Origin of the sequence: Acinetobacter sp. YH12140 (assembly GCF_013418475.1) — a bacterium.
Lineage (GTDB): Bacteria > Pseudomonadota > Gammaproteobacteria > Pseudomonadales > Moraxellaceae > Acinetobacter > Acinetobacter amyesii.
Map to the genome: position 1 here is coordinate 345,772 of NZ_VPBZ01000002.1, position 17,167 is coordinate 362,938.

The window sequence follows — 17,167 nt, forward strand, 5'->3', positions numbered from 1 at the left end:
TAGTCCTATCTCAAACACATGCGGATGACGTTACCGCGTATCATTCTTTTATTTGAAGCAAATTATTTAACTGAGGGCTTAATTTTTCTTATATTTGAAAATAGCATGTACGACTAAACCAAAGACCAAACCCCAAAATGCAGAGCCAATACCAAAAAACTGTACGCCCGATGCACTAAACAAGAAGGTGAGTAAAGCAGCGTCACGTTCACTCGCTTCTTGGAAAGCAATGACGATGTTGTGTCCAATGGTGCCTAGTAGGGCAATGCCTGCTAAAGCGGTAATAAATACCAATGGGAAAGCGGTTAAGAAACTCACTAAAGTGGCTGCAAACAGGCCCATCAAAATATAAAAGAAGCCACAGGTCATACCTGCGATATAGCGCTTTTTCTCATCGGGGTGGGCTTGGTCATCTAGACTGATGGCAGCACTAATCGCAGCAATATTGACACTAAAACATCCAAATGGCGCGAGTAGCGTTTGGGCTGTCCCAGTCCAACCGATCAGTTGATTAACGTGGGGTTGATAGCCATAACTTTTAATCATGGCTAAACCTGGTAAGTACTGAGAGGCCATATTGATTACAAAGAGGGGCAGCGCCAAACCCAGTATTGCTGAGATCGAAAATTCAGGTGTGACCCAAACCGGCTGTGCGAGTTCTAAATTAAGCGCCGGTAATTGAAAGCCAAGTAACAATGGACAAAGCATAATGCCAATGATCACCGTAATGACAATGCTATAACGTGGTAACAGTCGTTTACTGATGACATAAGCCGCGAGTAAACCCAGAACGAATGCCCATTCATTTTGTAAACTGACAAATAGCTCAATACCAAATTTAAGGAGTACACCCGCCAACATTGCACTAGTTAGACATTGCGGGATATAGCGCAGTATTTTTTCAAAAATGCCTAAAAATCCGAGTACTGCTGTCAATAAGCCACAGACCAAGAAAGCACCTAGGGCGGCATTCATGCTGTAACCATTCGCAGTCGCTAAAATCAGTGCCAGTCCTGCAGTGGACCATGAAGTCGCAACGGGATATTTAAATTTCCAAGACAGAATCAGCCCGCTTAAGCCGATACCCAAACCTAGAGCCCAAAACCAAGAGGTTATTTCTGCAGTGTTGGCACCGAGCATTTGTGCAGATTGGATCACCAAAACAGCCGAGACACTGATCCCGACTAAGAACGTAATAAAACCTGCAAAAGCAGCTGGAATGGAGAAGTCTTGGAGTAGTTTTTGCATAATGATCGAGCTATGACTATTGTTGGCGCAGATTTAGGATGACATTTTTCAGGATGATACGCTCAAGTCTTGTACAGTAAAAGTGCTTAACAAGATGTTAGGGAAATACTTTATTTATTCAAGAACGACACTTTAATAAAAGGCACTTTAATAGTACGAACCGAAAACATTGTGGATGTTTCATCCATTCAAAAGTTTAAAGGCATATAGATTTTTAAGTAAAAAAACAGAAATACTTTGCCCATGTCGGTTACATGGTAGATGTCGCAAGCTTTAGACCAAATCCACAAAATAGAAGACCAACTGCTGCTACACAGCATGCCGTAAATTTATAGCGATGGCTAAAATAGGTAGCCAGTTTTGCACCCGAAAAGATCAAAATCGTTAAATAGCTCATACTGATAATTTGCAATACGATCGCGAGTACGGTGAATGTAATCGCAGGATATGGATATGCAGGATCGACGAATTGTACAAAGAACGATAAGTAAAAAAGAATGGCTTTAGGGTTTAAAATACTGATGGTTAATGCAGTCTTAAACGGTTTCAGTTCGCTCAAACTCAGTTGTTTGGTGTCGAGTTGTTCTGGCGTTTGAACGGCATTCCAAGTTTGGTAGGCAGCCTTGAAAAGTTTGATACCTAAATAACTTAAATACAGCGCACCCACAATTTTTAATAATAAGAATAACCAAGGGAAGGCATGAAGTAAGGATGCAGCGCCGAGAGCAGTGAGTAAGATTAAGATCAAATCGCCAGTATAAACGCCAAAAGCACCTAAATAGCCGACCTTAATGCCATAGCGAGAAGCAACAGACATGACATAAAGTGAATTTGGCCCGGGTAAAATCACAATTAATATCGTACCAATAATAAAGGTCGTTAAGTCTGTGATTCCAAACACTGAAGACACTCAAATAAAAAACCGAAGCTGTAGTATACAACTTCGGTTCTAGATGAAACTGAAAATTTCTAATTTATGCTTTTATTTCAGCATCTAAGCCAAAAGTTTGACGCAGTAAGCTACTTAATTGCTCACGGGCTTTAATAAAACCATCAATACCGCCTTGTAATAGTTGGAAAGACATTAAGTCTTTTTCAACTTCAGCTTTGAAAGTTTGCTTGTCGAGCACTTGTACATCGTGTTGACAGTGTGCATGCGCATGATGATTAGACAGTTGCACTTCCACGGTACGCAGATCTTTTTCCAGTTCTGCCAATAAATTTGGTGAAACTGTCAATAAATCACATCCTGCTAAACCAAGCACTTGATCAATACTACGGAAGCTAGCACCCATAATTTCAGTTTTGATGTCATGTTGTTTGTAGTAGTGGTAAATCTGCTTAACTGATAAAACGCCTGGATCTTTCTCAATCGGGTAGCTATCCACATTTTCAGCTTTTTTGTACCAATCTAAAATACGGCCGACAAATGGTGAAATCAGTGTGACTTGAGCATCTGCACAGGCTTGAGCTTGATGCAAACCAAACAACAGAGTCAGATTACAGTGAATGCCTTCAGCTTCAAGGGCTTTAGCAGCTTGAATGCCTTCCCACGTTGAGGCAATTTTAATTAAGATACGATTTTGATCGATACCATACTGTGCATATAAAGCCAGTAACTCTTTAGCTTTTGCAATGGTGGCATCAGTATCATAAGACAAGGCTGCATCGACTTCTGTAGATACACGTCCTTCGATCAATTTTAAAATTTCAACACCAAATTTGACCGTAAGAATATCGATGGTGCGCTCAACCAGCTCATCGTTTTGATAACCTTCTTTACGCGCTTGTTCAAAAGCACTTTCAATCAGTTCTTTATTTTCAGGTTGATTTGCCGCTGCTGTAATTAAAGATGGATTTGTAGTCGCATCCAATGGACGGAATGTATTAATCGCAGCTAAATCACTGCTGTCAGCAACAATCGTTGTTAGGCTTTTTAATTGGTTTAACGCATTTTGAGTCATTTGAAATCTAGTTCTTAATGTTCTTGGTGTACATACTTTTATAACACAATCTGTTTAGAACCCAACCAAAAACTGCCCAATTAGGCGGTCTAAATCGTAGTTTTTCGTGAATTTCGGATGTGATTAATCAAAAAATGAGCAGCCGAGCCGAGTGGTTTTTCACGGTTCCAGACCAAGTCGACGAAATATTCAAATTTGGGTGTGAAATCTTGAAAGCTTAAGATTTTGAGTTGATCTTTGAGTGTCGGATTTTCATTAAACATCTCTAATGGAAGCACACCCCACCCCAAACGTTGAATAATCATGGAACAGGCAGAGTGGTGATTATCTGTACGCCAACTGTGTTTGGAAAATAACAACTCTGGTTTGATGCTTTTATCACGACTTGCGACCACGATTTGCCGATTTTGCAAAATTTGCTCAAAACTGACTTGCTTAAATTTCGACAGGGTATGTTTTTTCGCCGCAACTGGAACCAGTGCTTCACGCTTTAATTCAACAAATTGTTCATAACTCTCAAGCTGTTCACGTTCAAACATTAGAGCAAGCTGTGCTTGACCTTGTAATAGCATCTTTTGGGCATCTTCTTGAGGCGCAGAAAAAATATTGATTTGCAAAGATGGAAAATGAGTTTCTAGCAAAGAGATATAGTCGGTCCACTGTGTATGTAGCAGTTCTGATACCACCACGATATTCAGTGAAGACTCTAAACCATGACTCAGTGCAATTGCATGCTGTTTCCATTGATTGATTTCTATCAATAATTGTTCAGTTTTTTCATACAGGTTTAGCGCTTGAGCTGTGGGCACAGGTTCACGACCAACCCGCTCAAACAGTTTAAGGTTGAGATCAATTTCGAAGTTGGCAATGGACATGCTGACAGCCGAAGGTACTTTGCCGAGTTGTCTGGCAGCTGCGGAAAATGATCCTGTTTCCATGACTGTTTTAAAAATCATCAGTTGTTCTTGATTAATATTCATGTGCATACAGAAAAAAAAGGAATACAACCTTTCAATAATATTGAAAGAACCTAACTCGATTAATCAATAATATAAAAATAAAATAAGTTTTTTACAAATAATAGAGTGTTTCAAAATGACGATTTCCAAGAGAAGGATTATTCATGCGCTAAGCTATGAGATCATCCTATTGGTGATCATTGCTATTGCTTTAAGTTTTATTTTTAAAGTTCCGATGGAGGTGACAGGTACGCTCGGTATTGCAATGGCGGTCACTTCTGTGATTTGGAACATGATTTTTAATCATTATTTTGAAAAATTTGAAGCAAAAAGAAAGTTAAAAAGAACCTTTGGTGTACGTGTTTTACATGCAATTGGATTTGAGGGCGGTTTAATGCTTGCAACCATCCCAATGGTGGCTTATGCCATGCATATGACCTTATGGCAGGCGATTTTGCTCGATTTTAGTATGACCATGTGTATTTTAGTCTACACATTTATTTTCCAATGGTGCTATGACCAGATCGAAGCGTACCTAGGTTACCAACCACAATATCGTTAAATTTCAATAAGAAAATCACATTGGCCTGTATTGATAAGTACAGGCCTTTTTTGCATTAAAATAGTGCAAAAATTTACAAATAACAATATATAAAAACATAATATAACTATAAAAAATTATACTAATTACATAACTTTTAAATATAAGAACAAAGAATGTTTTTAGGATTTAATTAAAAAAATATGCAAGACAAGGAGTTAGCATATGAAATTGATAAAAATTGTCACACCTGTTGTTTTACTTGGGCTTACACAATTTACATTTGCAGATGGTAACTTTAAACGTTTTTCTGTATCTGCGGGTTGGATGCATGTGATGCCGCAAGGTAAGGCGAATCCTTTTAATATTAATACCGCTGTGGCAAATGGCACACAGGCTAAAGTAGGCACAATTAGTGCTGAAGGTTTTCTAAAAGCGATTGATCCGAATGCAATTTATAATGAAGGGAGTAATTCTGCGAATCTTAAGGACACTTTAACCGACCTTGTGAATGGCCCTTTGGGAGGATTAATTAAAGATAAGGATGGCAACATCAAGTCAGAGATTGCAGGGATCGCAACGATCAATGGACTAGATAATTGGTCAGCTGAAGGCACGGGGCTTGAAGCAGAAGATGTCGATACTTTAGGTTTAACATTTAACTACCATATTAATGATAATGTTTCTTTGCAAGTAATTGGCGGTATCCCACCTAAGGTGGACATTAAAGGTAAGGGTATGATTACCGCGCCATTATCTGGTCTTGCAGAGCCAGGTGGTCTGGGCGGTATGTTATTCCCAGATGGTTTACCACTAGATTACGCAGTACCCATTACGGATCTATCATCTTATGGTAAAGCGGCGAGTGCAAGAGCTTGGACGCCGGTATTTCAGGCACAGTACCAATTTGGTCAGTCGGGTGTAAATAAGTTTAGACCTTATGTGGGTGCAGGGATCATGTATGCTTATTTTAATGATATTGAACTCAATAAAGGAATTGAATCTGACTTAATTGCTGCAGGTCATATGATTCAAAACATTAAAGATAATAATGCGGGTGCAGCACTCGATGGTAAAGAATCATCAGGAAAAATGGTGGTCGATGTCGATGCGGATGATGCGATTGCTCCAATTGTCACACTTGGATTTACTTATGACTTCAACCCAAGTTGGTTTACGGTTGCTTCGGTGTCTTATGCAAAGTTAAATAATAAAACCAAGATTGATGTGATTAACCAAACGACGGGTGAACAATTAATTCATGCAACGACCAAGATCGATATTGATCCTATCATTACTTACTTAGGCGTAGGGTATCGTTTCTAAAAAATGATTGAATCGTAAAAACCCGCTCTTAAGAGCGGTTTTTTTCTTTAAGTATTTATTATTTAATCATCCTTGTTCGTCCATGACCATCAGCAATACAGATCAAGATGTGTATGCGGCCAGAACCTTTTATAAGTTCTGCTTTGGACTGAGGTACAGCAACCTATGTCGGAAAGGTTAAAAAATCTTTTAGTCTTTGTTTTTCAGTGGGTGTATTACTTCCATTGAGGAATTATTTCTATTTAAGTTTAATTATCGGGAAAATAAATAAAATTTTATCTATAAAAAATGTATTACATGACCATCTCTGCGTTGTTAATGTGAAAAATATACTAATAGCATCACGCTATATTGATGCTGATCCCAGTTTAATGATTAGGTAAATATTGTTTTTTGAATTATAAGATATTGATTATTCGTATTTTATTTTTTAGCGGTGTTTGGGTGAAATCACGTGCATTAGCAGTAGTGGTTGCACTCATAATGACGGGGTGTGGTGGAGGTGGTGGTGAGTCTGGACAATCAACTGCTCTAACAGAATCTACACAAAATCAAGGTCAAATTAATTTAGCTAACGGCATCCGTTTAGCTGATGTGGCTTCAGAGTTAAATGCTTCAACATTTTCTTTAGCATCATGGAGTCCAACAGCCATTCAGCGCGGCGGCGACATTTTATATATTGCAAACAATCAGCCGACAGTAGAAATTCTGCGTTATGATTTAAAAAATATGACAGTGCTCAGTTCAATTTCCGCAGCAAGTGCTTTTGGCAATACAGGAAAATTATGGGCGGATATTAGCGATATATACATCGCAGGCAATCGTCTTTATGTATCGTCATCAGGCAGCCATCGCGCAGATATTTTTGATATTTCAGGAACTGCACCTGCCTATTTCTGGTCTGTAGGTACAGGGTCTACAAGCGGTGGTCAGCCATTTTATGCGATGACTTATCCAAGTGCAGTCATCGCAAATGATCAATATGTTTTTATCGCGTATAACTTAAACCGTATCAATGTCTGGACTCAGGAAACGGTGAATGGCAAATCTAGTGCTGCTTTAAGAAAGTTTAGCCGCCTTGCATTGCCAAGCTGTGGCTCAGGTTGTGTACCGCGTTTAGAAATTATTGGTGATCAGTTATATGCCACAACAACGAATGGTCATACCTATGTCTATAACATTAAAAATATTCATGAAGCCCTAGATACAGAATCACTTGTTCAGCCAGATAAAACGCAAAACTCCGTCGCAACCGTGGTACACAGTGCAACGGACAACTTGCTTTATGCAGCGCAGCCGAGTGGAAAAATTGTCAGCTATTCAAAAAATAATCTAGCAAGCTTGACGACTGCGTTGCCAAGTAGCGTAGTAGATAATGTACAGCAGTACCGTTTGGCGGGACAGAATGGTCAAAATTTACCTAAATCTTTAGATATAACGGTATATGGCGATGTGATTTATACGCTGTCTAATCAAAAAATAATTGCATTGCCGCTACGTAAAATTAAGCAAGTGATCTCAGATACACCAGTCGCATCAACTAACTTGCTCGAGTCGAAAGCGACTGAACAAACCCGTATGCTGCAAGACGGCGAAAGCTGGGCAACATTAACCAATACCACTTTGCGCAATATCCCTGTCAATAAAATATTATCGGCTTCATTTACAGGTAGCGGTATTCATTTGCAGAGCTACAGTGCTGCAGAAGTGAATAATTTAAAAATTGTTGGCAAGCTGCGTCAAAGTGAGCAATGGGTTGAAATTGCGACACTGGATCGTTTAACACCGTTCTCTACAAGTAAACTCAATTTGACGATTGATAAAAATGCTGGATTTAATTTGGTTAATAAAATTGGTTCGGCACGTATTGAAGGTCTAAGCAATTTTAGTGAAGTGCCTGTTGAACTCTTTGAAGAAGTTAAAATCACCTCAGATTCAGATACACACGTTCAGAAGCTAAATACGATTAAAGCACAGTGGAAACTGACCTTTGGTACGTACAATCCTGAAAGCGATTCGAAGTGGTGCCGTATTACACCGTTGTATGCGCGTGAATGGGTCATCATGATGACTAACTTTGCCTATATGATCAGTACCCCAGAGTTTGAAACACTGTGGTTTAATCATAAGGCTGCAATGGGGCATGACTTCTTTGGTAATGCAGGCCGTGTAGAAGGGGCCAATGGCTACTTCAAAGCAGAAGATTATAAAAATATTTATAATAGTATTTTAAACCGTGGGCAGATTAGCCTCGGTGTTACCAACATGGGTGGTGGGCTTGGCGGTGGTCAGGTACTTGGTGTAGATGGATGGATTTACTACGGTCATTATAGACAATCTGGCTATCGAATTGTTGCACATGAATTCGGGCATCATTGGGGCGGACATAATAGCGCTTGGGCAATGGAAGGCTGGGGCTTTGAAGCAATGATGGATAATTTAAATTTCTATTTCCAGCGTCAGCCAGGTTCTTTACCTTATATGGATCCGAATTTAAACAGCTTCCATACACGTCCAGATTCAGAGTTATGCCAAGGGATTAGCCAAAACATTTTGAATGGTATAGCTTCAAAAACACCTTGGAATAAGGTGGATGAATACTTTAAAAATAATCCATTACCGAAATAATGTTTAGCATTGAAGCATTAAAAAAAGCACCTCATTTGAGGTGCTTTTTTTAAATCTGAGAAACTTATTTTTCAATAATCGCTGTTACGCCTTGACCACCCGCAGCACAGATCGATACAAGTACACGGCCTGAACCTTTTTGGTTCAATAGTTTTGCAGCAGTTGCGATAATACGACCGCCAGTTGCAGCAAATGGGTGACCTGCAGCAAGAGATGAACCTTTCACGTTCAATTTAGAACGATCAATTGAACCCAATGGTGCATCTAAGCCTAAACGTTCTTTACAGAATTTAGGATCTTCCCATGCTTTTAGTGTAGACAATACTTGAGATGCAAACGCTTCATGAATTTCATAGTAATCGAAATCTTGAAGCGTAATACCTGCACGTTCAAGCATACGAGGCACTGCATAAGCAGGCGCCATCAATAAGCCTTCTTTTTTCTCTACAAAGTCAACTGCCGCAGTTTCTTGGAAAGTTAAATAAGCAAGAACTTCGTGACCGTTTGCTTTTGCCCATTCTTCAGAGGCAAGAAGGACACATGACGCACCATCAGTCAGTGGAGTCGAGTTACCCGCAGTCATCGTACGCGCATCGCCTTTACCAAACGCTGGTTTTAACTTCGCAAGTTTTTCTACAGAAGAGTCTGCACGTAAGTTGTTGTCACGTTCTAAACCTAGGAATGGCGTAATCAGGTCATCGAAGAAACCTTCTTCATATGCAGCTGCCATTTTTTGATGTGAAGATGCCGCAAGTTCATCTTGCGCTTCACGAGAGATACCCCATTCAAGTGTCGTAATCGCTTGATGGTCACCCATAGAAAGACCTGTACGTGGTTCACCGTTCTTCGGTGCATCCATCAAATCTTTAACATTAATTTTAGTTAATGCTTTTAGGCGGTCTTTACCCGTTTTAGCAATGTTCAACTCAAGTAAAGCTTTACGTAAACCATCACCAAAAGCGATAGGTGCATCAGAGGTTGTATCTACACCACCAGCAACACCCACTTCGATTTGACCCAATGCGATTTTATTAGCAACCAAGAAAGCTGCTTGTAAACCTGTACCACATGCTTGTTGAATATCGTAAGCAGGTGTTTCAGGAGCAAGTTCGGTATTGAGTACACACTCACGGGTCATGTTAAAGTCACGACTATGTTTTAACACGGCACCAGCAACAACTTCACCAAGGCGTTGACCTTGAAGGTTGAAACGTTCAACAAGACCATTTAATGCAGCGGTGAACATATCGCTGTTTGATGCAGTGAAGTAAGCGCCGTTAGAACGAGCGAAAGGAATACGATTACCACCGATAATAGCAACGCGGCGAACTGTGTTTTGACTCATGGTATTATCCTGTTGAACAGACGTTTGAGTTGTTGATTTTGAAGCTGTTTTAGGGTTTAAAGCGGGTGTTTTAGTACGCGTAGATGCACGACGAGGACGGCTCGTTTTAGCGGCATCACTTGTAGACTTGGTTGCTGTGCCCGTACTTTTAGCGGTACGTGGCGTACTCTTTGATGTATTTGACACAGTTCCCGTAGTCGGACTTTGGACTGCTGGATTTTCTTGAGTTGTTTTGCTCATAAGGCTTTTCCAAGCATGTTGATGATCTTCTTGACGGCTACATTAGCATATTCACCAAAGGGGTAAATTGACTAAAATGACATTCGCTAAAGCATTCAGGTCAAGCCATCTGCGGTTTAACTCAAGTATGATTCCATGGAAACTGATGGAACTATTGAAATATAAGTATCTGACATCATCTTGAAGTTAAAGGGATATCTTCAAATCCATCAAAAATTAATCTGTATGAGAGATAATAAACATGACTGATCAATACCAAACATTTGCAAAATCTCCTATTGGTAAATTTGTCATCAAAAATTTAGGTTTACCATCACCGACTTTTTTAGAGCGTTTTGAGTCTGCAACACCTGTAGTTAAAGGTGCGGTTTTATTCGGTGCAGCGCCTGCTTCAACATTGTCTGGTGCTATTGCACAAGTTTTGGCAAATATTCATGCCAATAGCTATGCAGGCAATAATGCTGAATTACAACAAGCTGCGGCAAAATCAGGTCTAAACTTAAGCGCATTTAACGAAGGCGATAAAGAGTCTAAGTTTAAAGTTGTGGTATTTGATGCTTCCGGTATTCAAAACTCAGAACAACTGCATGCCTTATATGCATTTTTTAACCCAATCGCGCGTCAAATTCAGGCGTCTGGTCGCGTTGTCGTTGTTGGTACAACACCAGAAACTGCGAAAACTGTAAAACAAGCCATTGCACAACGTGCACTAGAAGGTTTTGTAAAATCAGTCGGTAAAGAGTTTAAGAAAGGGATTGCTGCACAGTTAGTCTATGTGGACGAAGGTGCTGAAGCAAACTTAGAATCTGCATTACGTTTTGTGATTTCACCACGTTCAGCTTATGTATCGGGTCAGGTGATTCGTGTTTCGAAAGCAGATGTTGTGGATGTTGACTGGAATAAACCGCTTGCAGGCAAAACAGCTGTAGTAACAGGTGCAAGCCGTGGTATTGGTGAAGCAATTGCACATGTATTGTCACGTGATGGCGCGCATGTCATTTGTTTAGACGTTCCACAGCAGCAAGCTGACCTTGACCGTGTTGCAGGTGAAATTGGCGGTTCTACGCTCGCGATTGATATTACTGCAAGCGATGCCGGTGAAAAAATCAAAGCTGCGGCAGCTGCTCAAGGTGGTTTGGATATCATCGTGCACAATGCCGGAATTACCCGTGACAAAACTTTGGCCAATATGAAGCCTGAGCTTTGGGATTTGGTGATTAACATTAACTTGTCTGCGATTGAGCGTGTAAATGATTACCTTCTTGAAAATGATGGCTTCAATGCAAATGGTCGTATTGTTTGCGTATCTTCTATTTCAGGTATTGCAGGTAACTTAGGTCAAACCAACTATGCTGCTTCTAAAGCAGGTGTAATTGGTGTGGTTAAATTTACTGCTCCATTATTGAAAAATGGTGTAACCATTAATGCGGTTGCTCCAGGCTTTATTGAAACGCAAATGACTGCTGCGATTCCATTTGCAATCCGTGAAGCAGGTCGTCGCATGAACTCGATGAGTCAAGGCGGTTTACCTGTAGATGTTGCAGAAACGATTGCGATGTTTGCTTCAACTGCGTCGACTGGCTTGAACGGTAACGTGGTACGTGTGTGTGGTCAAAGCTTGTTAGGGGCTTAATACATTCCTCTTAAAATTTCCTCTCCTTTTAGGAGAGGGCTAGGGAGAGGTAAAAATTTGCTATAAATGAATGGGTCTAACCCTCATTCTAGCCTTCTCCTTGAGCTATATATGGCGCAAGAGAAGATGCTTTTAAAACATTGAAATAAAAACTTCCAAAGGTTTAGTATGAATACTCACCATTTTAGTCAACTTCCAAAACCTTATTTAGCCTATCCAAAAGTGATTCAAGGCTTGATTTTTAAAAAGCCTAAAGCTGAAAAAGTGCTGCCGCAAGTTGAATATGTGGTGGATTCATTTAAGGTCGATCAAAAACATTTAAAAGCTTATAACGAAGTCTGTGGCTTTAAAAACAATGGTTATATCCCAGCGATTTATTTGGCTGTGCTTTCTCAAAGTTTGCAAATGCATATGATGACTACGGAAGCTTTTCCATTTGCGATCTTAGGTTTGGTACATATTCGTAACCAAGTGAAGCAATATCGCAAAGTTGGTGTGAATGAAACACTGTCATTGTCATGCAAATTTGGTGAATTACAGCCACATGATAAAGGCGTGCAATTTGACTTTATTACCACTGCAAAAGTGGGCGATGAAGTGGTTGTAGAATCATTAACCACGTATTTAGCACGTCAAAAAACTGAGAACAAAGCTGCGGCAAAATCTACCGAAACAAAGCCAGCAGAGTTGCAAGTTCAAGCTGAATGGAATGTTTCTGAAAATACCGGTCGCCGTTATGCGTTGACTTCTGGTGACTTTAACTTGATTCATATTCATGCTGTAACCGCTAAAGCGTTTGGTTTTAAACAAGCCATTGCACATGGTATGTGGAGTAAAGCCAAAGCCTTGTCGAGCTTAACTTTGCCAGATGCCTATGAAGCAGATGTCTGGTTTAAACTGCCGATGTATCTCCCATCACAAGTTGAGTTTTTAACGGCTCAAACTGGACAAGATACCGAGTTTGCAATTCGAAATAGCAAAAACAAAAAACCGCATGTCGCGGGAAGTGTGAAAGCACTGTAAGACTTAAGCCTAAATCGATATCGGTTTAGGCTTTTTTGTTTTAATCTCAAGCGATTCATATTCAAAGGAATGATGATGCAGGCGCTCAAAGAATATCTATTTGCACAGAAGAATAATTATCAAGGTACGGTTGACGAGGCGTTTCAAGATTTGGCGGCGCAATTTAGCCGTATGCAGGATGCTCGAACTCACTTAGGCGGAGCCGCCTTAGTGGTGTATTTTAAAGGTCAAAAAGTCGTGGATATTTGGACTGGTAAAAAGTCAGCCGAAGAAGCTTGGCAGGCCAATACACCCTCAGTCTGTTATTCCACGGGTAAAGGCGTACTTGCAACGCTTGCACATATTTTAGTGAGCGAAGGCTTTCTTGATTACGATACTCCCGTTGCAACATATTGGCCGGAGTTTGCTCAAAATGGTAAGTCGGATATCACATTAAGGCACATGCTGAGTCATCAGAGTGGTTTATACGATATCCGTAATATCATCGAAACAGCATCTGAAATGGCTGATTGGCCACATATGCTTAAAGTCATCGCACAAGCTAAGCCACGTTTTGAGCCATTAACTGATGCAGCATATCAACCGTTAACCTTTGGTTGGCAAGTCGGTGGTGTACTTGAAAACGCTACAGGTCGACCGCTTACAGAATTGATGCAACAGTATTTGGTTGAACCTTTAGAGTTGGATCATGCTTTTTTTGGTGTACCAGAGCATCAACTCAGTGAGGTTGCCCGCTTGATTCCGAAAAAGAAAAAATTAGAACGTGCTGTAGATACAACTGTACAAGAGAATACCCAAGTGCAGACAACGAAAAAAAAGACAGAGACACGAAAACCATCAATCTTTGATCAGCTTCTGCAACTTTCGGGACAAAATTTGCAAGACTTTCAAGATGGTATGATTCCAAAAGGAATGCGCAAGTTTTCATTTTTTAGTGATGAGGGTTTGCAAGCCATTATTCCTGCGGCAACAGGCGTATTTAGTGCCAATAGTTTAGCGAAAATCTATGCAATGCTAGCCAATCATGGTCAGTGGCAAGGACAGACCTTAATCACACCACAAGTTTTTGAATCTTTAAGTAAAATTCAATATAAAAAGCGTGATCGTATTATGCCTTTACCGATGAATTGGCGTTTGGGATATCATCGAATTTTAACTTTAGGCAAATCGAGTCAAGGTTTTGGACATATTGGTTTTAATGGTTCTGGGGCTTGGTGTGATCCGCAGCGTGATTTAAGTTTTGCTTATACACATAACTTTGCGACGGGTTCAATCACCGGCGATTATCGCTTATGGGGCCTAACTCAAGAAACCTTACGCTGTGCAGATAAAGTATTAAAAGGGCGTAAAGGCTGGATTTAAGATACTTCGGAATAGAACAGAAATTGGGGAAATGTGAAAAATATGCTATTTTCCCTCGCAGCTTTAGACTGCTGTGATATCCCTATGAAAAAAGTTGTTTTGATTCCCTTAGTCGCAACATCGGCAATGTTGGGTTGTCAGGATTCAACTCAAACGAAAGCAAAAGAGATAGAAGCGATTACTGCCGAAAAACAGCAAGCTGCATGGGTGGGTGATTTTAAAGGTACAACGCCGTGTATGGGCTGTCTTTCTCGTTGTGAAGATTGTCCCGGTATGGCTGTGGCTCTTGAGCTACATGAAGACCAAACCTATACACTTACTCGTGAAAGTCTAAGTGGTCATAACGAAGTAGAAGTGCTAAAAGGTGTAATTCGTTTTAAAGATGAATCAAAGCAGCAGCTAGAACTCATGAATGTGCAAACGCGCAATCTTTTGTATGTAGATTTGGATCAGCAATTGCTAGAAATTCGTGAAGACCAGACGGCGAAACGCTATCAAATGCAGAGTGATTTCCTTTTAAATAAAGCAGTTTAAGCATTCGTAATTTATATTAAATTTGCCTGATCATTGTGATAGCTCAAGATCGGATTTTTATTGTCCAAACTCTGCCATTTATTTCACTATTAGACAAAAAAACAGTATGCTTACACCTGTAAAAAGGAGCATACATGTATCAAGTACTTGCACGAAAATACCGTCCACGAAATTTTATTGAACTCGTGGGACAAAACCATGTGTCACGCGCACTTACCAGTGCCTTAGAACGTGGTCGGTTACATCATGCGTATTTATTTACAGGTACTCGTGGCGTGGGTAAAACCACCATTGCCCGTATTTTGGCAAAATGTCTGAACTGTGAAACAGGTGTAACCTCAACGCCGTGTGAAGTCTGCCCAACGTGTAAAGCGGTAAATGAAGGTCGTTTTATTGATTTAATTGAAATCGATGCGGCATCACGGACCAAAGTTGAAGATACCCGAGAACTTCTCGACAACGTTCCTTATGCACCAACCCAAGGTCGCTTCAAGGTTTATCTGATCGATGAAGTGCATATGCTCTCTACGCATTCATTTAATGCGTTATTAAAGACGTTGGAAGAACCGCCAGAGCATGTGAAGTTCTTATTTGCTACTACAGATCCACAAAAATTACCGATTACTGTAATTTCACGTTGTCTGCAATTTACTTTGCGTCCTTTAGCGGTGGATGAAATCACATCGCATTTGACAGATATCTTACAAAAAGAACAAATTCAAGCGGAGCAAGATGCGATTTGGCAAATTGCTGAATCGGCTCAAGGTTCACTGCGTGATGCATTGTCACTAACTGATCAAGCGATTGCCTATGGTCAGGGTTCAATTCAGCACCAAGATGTTAAAGACATGTTGGGCCTAATTGACCGTACGATCATTTATGATTTGATTTTAGCCATTCATCAAAATCAGCGTGAACGCGTGAGTGCTTTACTCATGCAATTCCGTCAACAAGCGCTGGATGTTTCGCTGGTATTAGATCAGTTGATTTCAACGTTACATGAACTGGCATTATTACAATACTTGCCAGACTTAGCGTTGAAATATAGCGCTGAGATCAATCAAAAAATTATGCAATTGTCGCAGTTGATTTCAGCTCAAGATTTGCAGTTGTATTATCAAGTCGCATGCAAAGGTCGGGCAGACTTGCAGTTGGCAGTCACGCAAGAGCAAGGTTTTGAGATGTGTGTGCTGCGTCTATTAGCATTCCGACCATTACAGCCAAACGAAATGTTGGTCTCTGCCGTACAGCAAGAGTCAGCCGCACAGCCACAGCTCGCTCAAAATCAGGCCGAAACAGTTCAGCCGACTCAAACACAGTCTTTGCAGCAACCCAATACCGTTGTTGAGTCTGCTGCACAGGTTGCCACTGTTGAGCAGCCTGAAGCTGTACCCGCTGTAGACACATCGCCAGCTTTCGATGATTTTGATGATTCACATTATGATGACGATGATGGCTATGTTTCTGCACCTACAGTCGATGAACCTTCATCTGATGATTTTTTAGATGATCCTGAAGAAGACGCAATAAGCCAAACTTCTACAGCATCTACAGCATCTACAGCAAATGGCACTCTAGATACGCAAGAGGTTGCACCGGTTGAATCTGTATCGACACAGCAAAATGACACGCTTGTTATGGATGCCGTGGCAGAAGATACATTATTTGATTTAGATCCGACGCCGAGTACTGAAACTGAAGAAGTTGATGTGAGCGCTATAAATTTTGAAGATATTGCACCTTTAGAACCAACAGCTTTAGAGTCAAAAAGTGTAGAGCCTGAAACAGCTCAGCCACATTTGATCAATGCCATTGAACCACAACATGTGGTGAATGAATCAGTTTCGGGTGCTCAAGGCGACAATGGTTTTGATCTAGCATCACCACAAGTTACGCAAAGTTCCGTTTCTTCGGATGCTATTCAAACGGGTTCATCTTCTACCTTGATGCCACAAGATATTTTGACTTTACAGCCTCAAACCCTTGAAGGTGAGTGGACGGTCGAAAAGTGGGAGTATTGGTTCCGAAATAGCCAACTTTCACCTGCGGTACAAGAGTTGGCGCAGCATGGCATTATGCGCGGTACGATTGACGGTGAATCGACTTTCCATATTCCAAAGCGATACGAAGCTTTAGTGACTCAATTACAGCATGTATTGGAACAAGCCATTCATACGCAATGGTCAAAATGTCGTTTCCATATCAGCTTTGAAGATGTCGAAGAAACTACACCGTATGCTTTACAACATGTCCGCAAAGAAAAAGCGTTTGCACGTGCAAATGAGTTATTACATGCTGAGCCTGTTGTGAAAGACTTACTCAAAAGCTTTGATGGTGAGTTGCAAAATATCCAGCTCAAATAAG

13 protein-coding genes are annotated in these 17,167 nt (G+C 40.5%); 8 read left to right on the forward strand and 5 right to left on the reverse strand.

Features of this window, described 5'->3' with window-relative positions; translation table 11 throughout:
* Positions 1-78 precede the first annotated feature (78 nt).
* The 4 genes from FTU75_RS03250 to FTU75_RS03265 form a co-directional block, all read right to left on the reverse strand.
* Entirely contained in the window at positions 79-1,248 is a 1,170-nt protein-coding gene (locus FTU75_RS03250) for a benzoate/H(+) symporter BenE family transporter (RefSeq protein WP_180115121.1), read from the reverse strand.
* A gap of 250 nt (positions 1,249-1,498) precedes the next feature.
* Positions 1,499-2,149, reverse strand: coding sequence for a leucine efflux protein LeuE (leuE, locus tag FTU75_RS03255; protein ID WP_180026435.1), 651 nt, complete (start codon positions 2,147-2,149; stop codon positions 1,499-1,501).
* 73 nt (positions 2,150-2,222) lie between these two features.
* Positions 2,223-3,212: a transaldolase gene (gene tal, locus FTU75_RS03260; RefSeq protein WP_180026434.1), complete on the reverse strand. Its 990-nt coding sequence runs from the start codon at positions 3,210-3,212 to the stop codon at positions 2,223-2,225.
* A gap of 89 nt (positions 3,213-3,301) precedes the next feature.
* Complete coding sequence (locus FTU75_RS03265) at positions 3,302-4,192, reverse strand: LysR family transcriptional regulator (protein WP_180115122.1); 891 nt, start codon at positions 4,190-4,192, stop codon at positions 3,302-3,304.
* A gap of 115 nt (positions 4,193-4,307) precedes the next feature.
* On the opposite strand from FTU75_RS03265, the gene aceI reads away from it, so the two are divergent.
* The 3 genes from aceI to FTU75_RS03280 all read left to right on the forward strand — a co-directional run bounded on the left by aceI (position 4,308) and on the right by FTU75_RS03280 (position 8,666).
* The gene (gene aceI / locus FTU75_RS03270) at positions 4,308-4,733 is read left to right on the forward strand and encodes a chlorhexidine efflux PACE transporter AceI (RefSeq protein ID WP_078191799.1); all 426 of its coding nucleotides are present in this window, start codon (positions 4,308-4,310) and stop codon (positions 4,731-4,733) included.
* Between the two features lie 204 nt (positions 4,734-4,937).
* Positions 4,938-6,038, forward strand: coding sequence for an OmpW family protein (locus tag FTU75_RS03275; RefSeq protein ID WP_180023488.1), 1,101 nt, complete (start codon positions 4,938-4,940; stop codon positions 6,036-6,038).
* A 393-nt stretch (positions 6,039-6,431) separates the two neighbouring features.
* Complete coding sequence (locus FTU75_RS03280) at positions 6,432-8,666, forward strand: hypothetical protein (protein WP_257223701.1); 2,235 nt, start codon at positions 6,432-6,434, stop codon at positions 8,664-8,666.
* A 64-nt stretch (positions 8,667-8,730) separates the two neighbouring features.
* On the opposite strand, the gene FTU75_RS03285 is transcribed toward FTU75_RS03280, so the two are convergent.
* Positions 8,731-10,251: an acetyl-CoA C-acetyltransferase gene (locus tag FTU75_RS03285; RefSeq protein WP_180115123.1), complete on the reverse strand. Its 1,521-nt coding sequence runs from the start codon at positions 10,249-10,251 to the stop codon at positions 8,731-8,733.
* A 241-nt stretch (positions 10,252-10,492) separates the two neighbouring features.
* Here FTU75_RS03285 and FTU75_RS03290 point away from each other — a divergent pair, with 241 nt between their 5' ends.
* From FTU75_RS03290 to dnaX, 5 genes are all read left to right on the forward strand, one after another.
* Entirely contained in the window at positions 10,493-11,884 is a 1,392-nt protein-coding gene (locus tag FTU75_RS03290) for a 3-oxoacyl-ACP reductase (RefSeq protein ID WP_180007894.1), read from the forward strand.
* Between the two features lie 168 nt (positions 11,885-12,052).
* Positions 12,053-12,907 carry a MaoC/PaaZ C-terminal domain-containing protein gene (locus tag FTU75_RS03295; RefSeq protein ID WP_180023490.1) on the forward strand — a complete coding sequence of 285 codons (855 nt, stop codon included), beginning with the start codon at positions 12,053-12,055 and terminating at the stop codon, positions 12,905-12,907.
* Between the two features lie 75 nt (positions 12,908-12,982).
* A complete protein-coding gene (locus FTU75_RS03300) occupies positions 12,983-14,269 on the forward strand; it encodes a serine hydrolase (RefSeq protein WP_180093553.1) in 1,287 nt (428 codons plus the stop codon).
* A gap of 84 nt (positions 14,270-14,353) precedes the next feature.
* Complete coding sequence (locus FTU75_RS03305) at positions 14,354-14,803, forward strand: copper resistance protein NlpE N-terminal domain-containing protein (protein ID WP_180023492.1); 450 nt, start codon at positions 14,354-14,356, stop codon at positions 14,801-14,803.
* A 134-nt stretch (positions 14,804-14,937) separates the two neighbouring features.
* Positions 14,938-17,166: a DNA polymerase III subunit gamma/tau gene (gene dnaX, locus FTU75_RS03310; protein WP_180115124.1), complete on the forward strand. Its 2,229-nt coding sequence runs from the start codon at positions 14,938-14,940 to the stop codon at positions 17,164-17,166.
* The last annotated feature ends 1 nt before the right edge of the window (position 17,167 follow it).

Bases quoted from the DNA above. Each gene is read 5' to 3' on its own strand.
- FTU75_RS03250 (WP_180115121.1), bottom strand. From the start codon at position 1,248: ATGCAAAAACTACTCCAAGACTTCTCCATTCCAGCTGCTTTTGCAGGT.
- tal (WP_180026434.1), bottom strand. From the start codon at position 3,212: ATGACTCAAAATGCGTTAAACCAATTAAAAAGCCTAACAACGATTGTT.
- FTU75_RS03265 (WP_180115122.1), bottom strand. From the start codon at position 4,192: ATGAATATTAATCAAGAACAACTGATGATTTTTAAAACAGTCATGGAA.
- aceI (WP_078191799.1), top strand. From the start codon at position 4,308: ATGACGATTTCCAAGAGAAGGATTATTCATGCGCTAAGCTATGAGATC.
- FTU75_RS03275 (WP_180023488.1), top strand. From the start codon at position 4,938: ATGAAATTGATAAAAATTGTCACACCTGTTGTTTTACTTGGGCTTACA.
- FTU75_RS03285 (WP_180115123.1), bottom strand. From the start codon at position 10,251: ATGAGCAAAACAACTCAAGAAAATCCAGCAGTCCAAAGTCCGACTACG.
- FTU75_RS03290 (WP_180007894.1), top strand. From the start codon at position 10,493: ATGACTGATCAATACCAAACATTTGCAAAATCTCCTATTGGTAAATTT.
- FTU75_RS03295 (WP_180023490.1), top strand. From the start codon at position 12,053: ATGAATACTCACCATTTTAGTCAACTTCCAAAACCTTATTTAGCCTAT.
- FTU75_RS03300 (WP_180093553.1), top strand. From the start codon at position 12,983: ATGCAGGCGCTCAAAGAATATCTATTTGCACAGAAGAATAATTATCAA.
- FTU75_RS03305 (WP_180023492.1), top strand. From the start codon at position 14,354: ATGAAAAAAGTTGTTTTGATTCCCTTAGTCGCAACATCGGCAATGTTG.
- dnaX (WP_180115124.1), top strand. From the start codon at position 14,938: ATGTATCAAGTACTTGCACGAAAATACCGTCCACGAAATTTTATTGAA.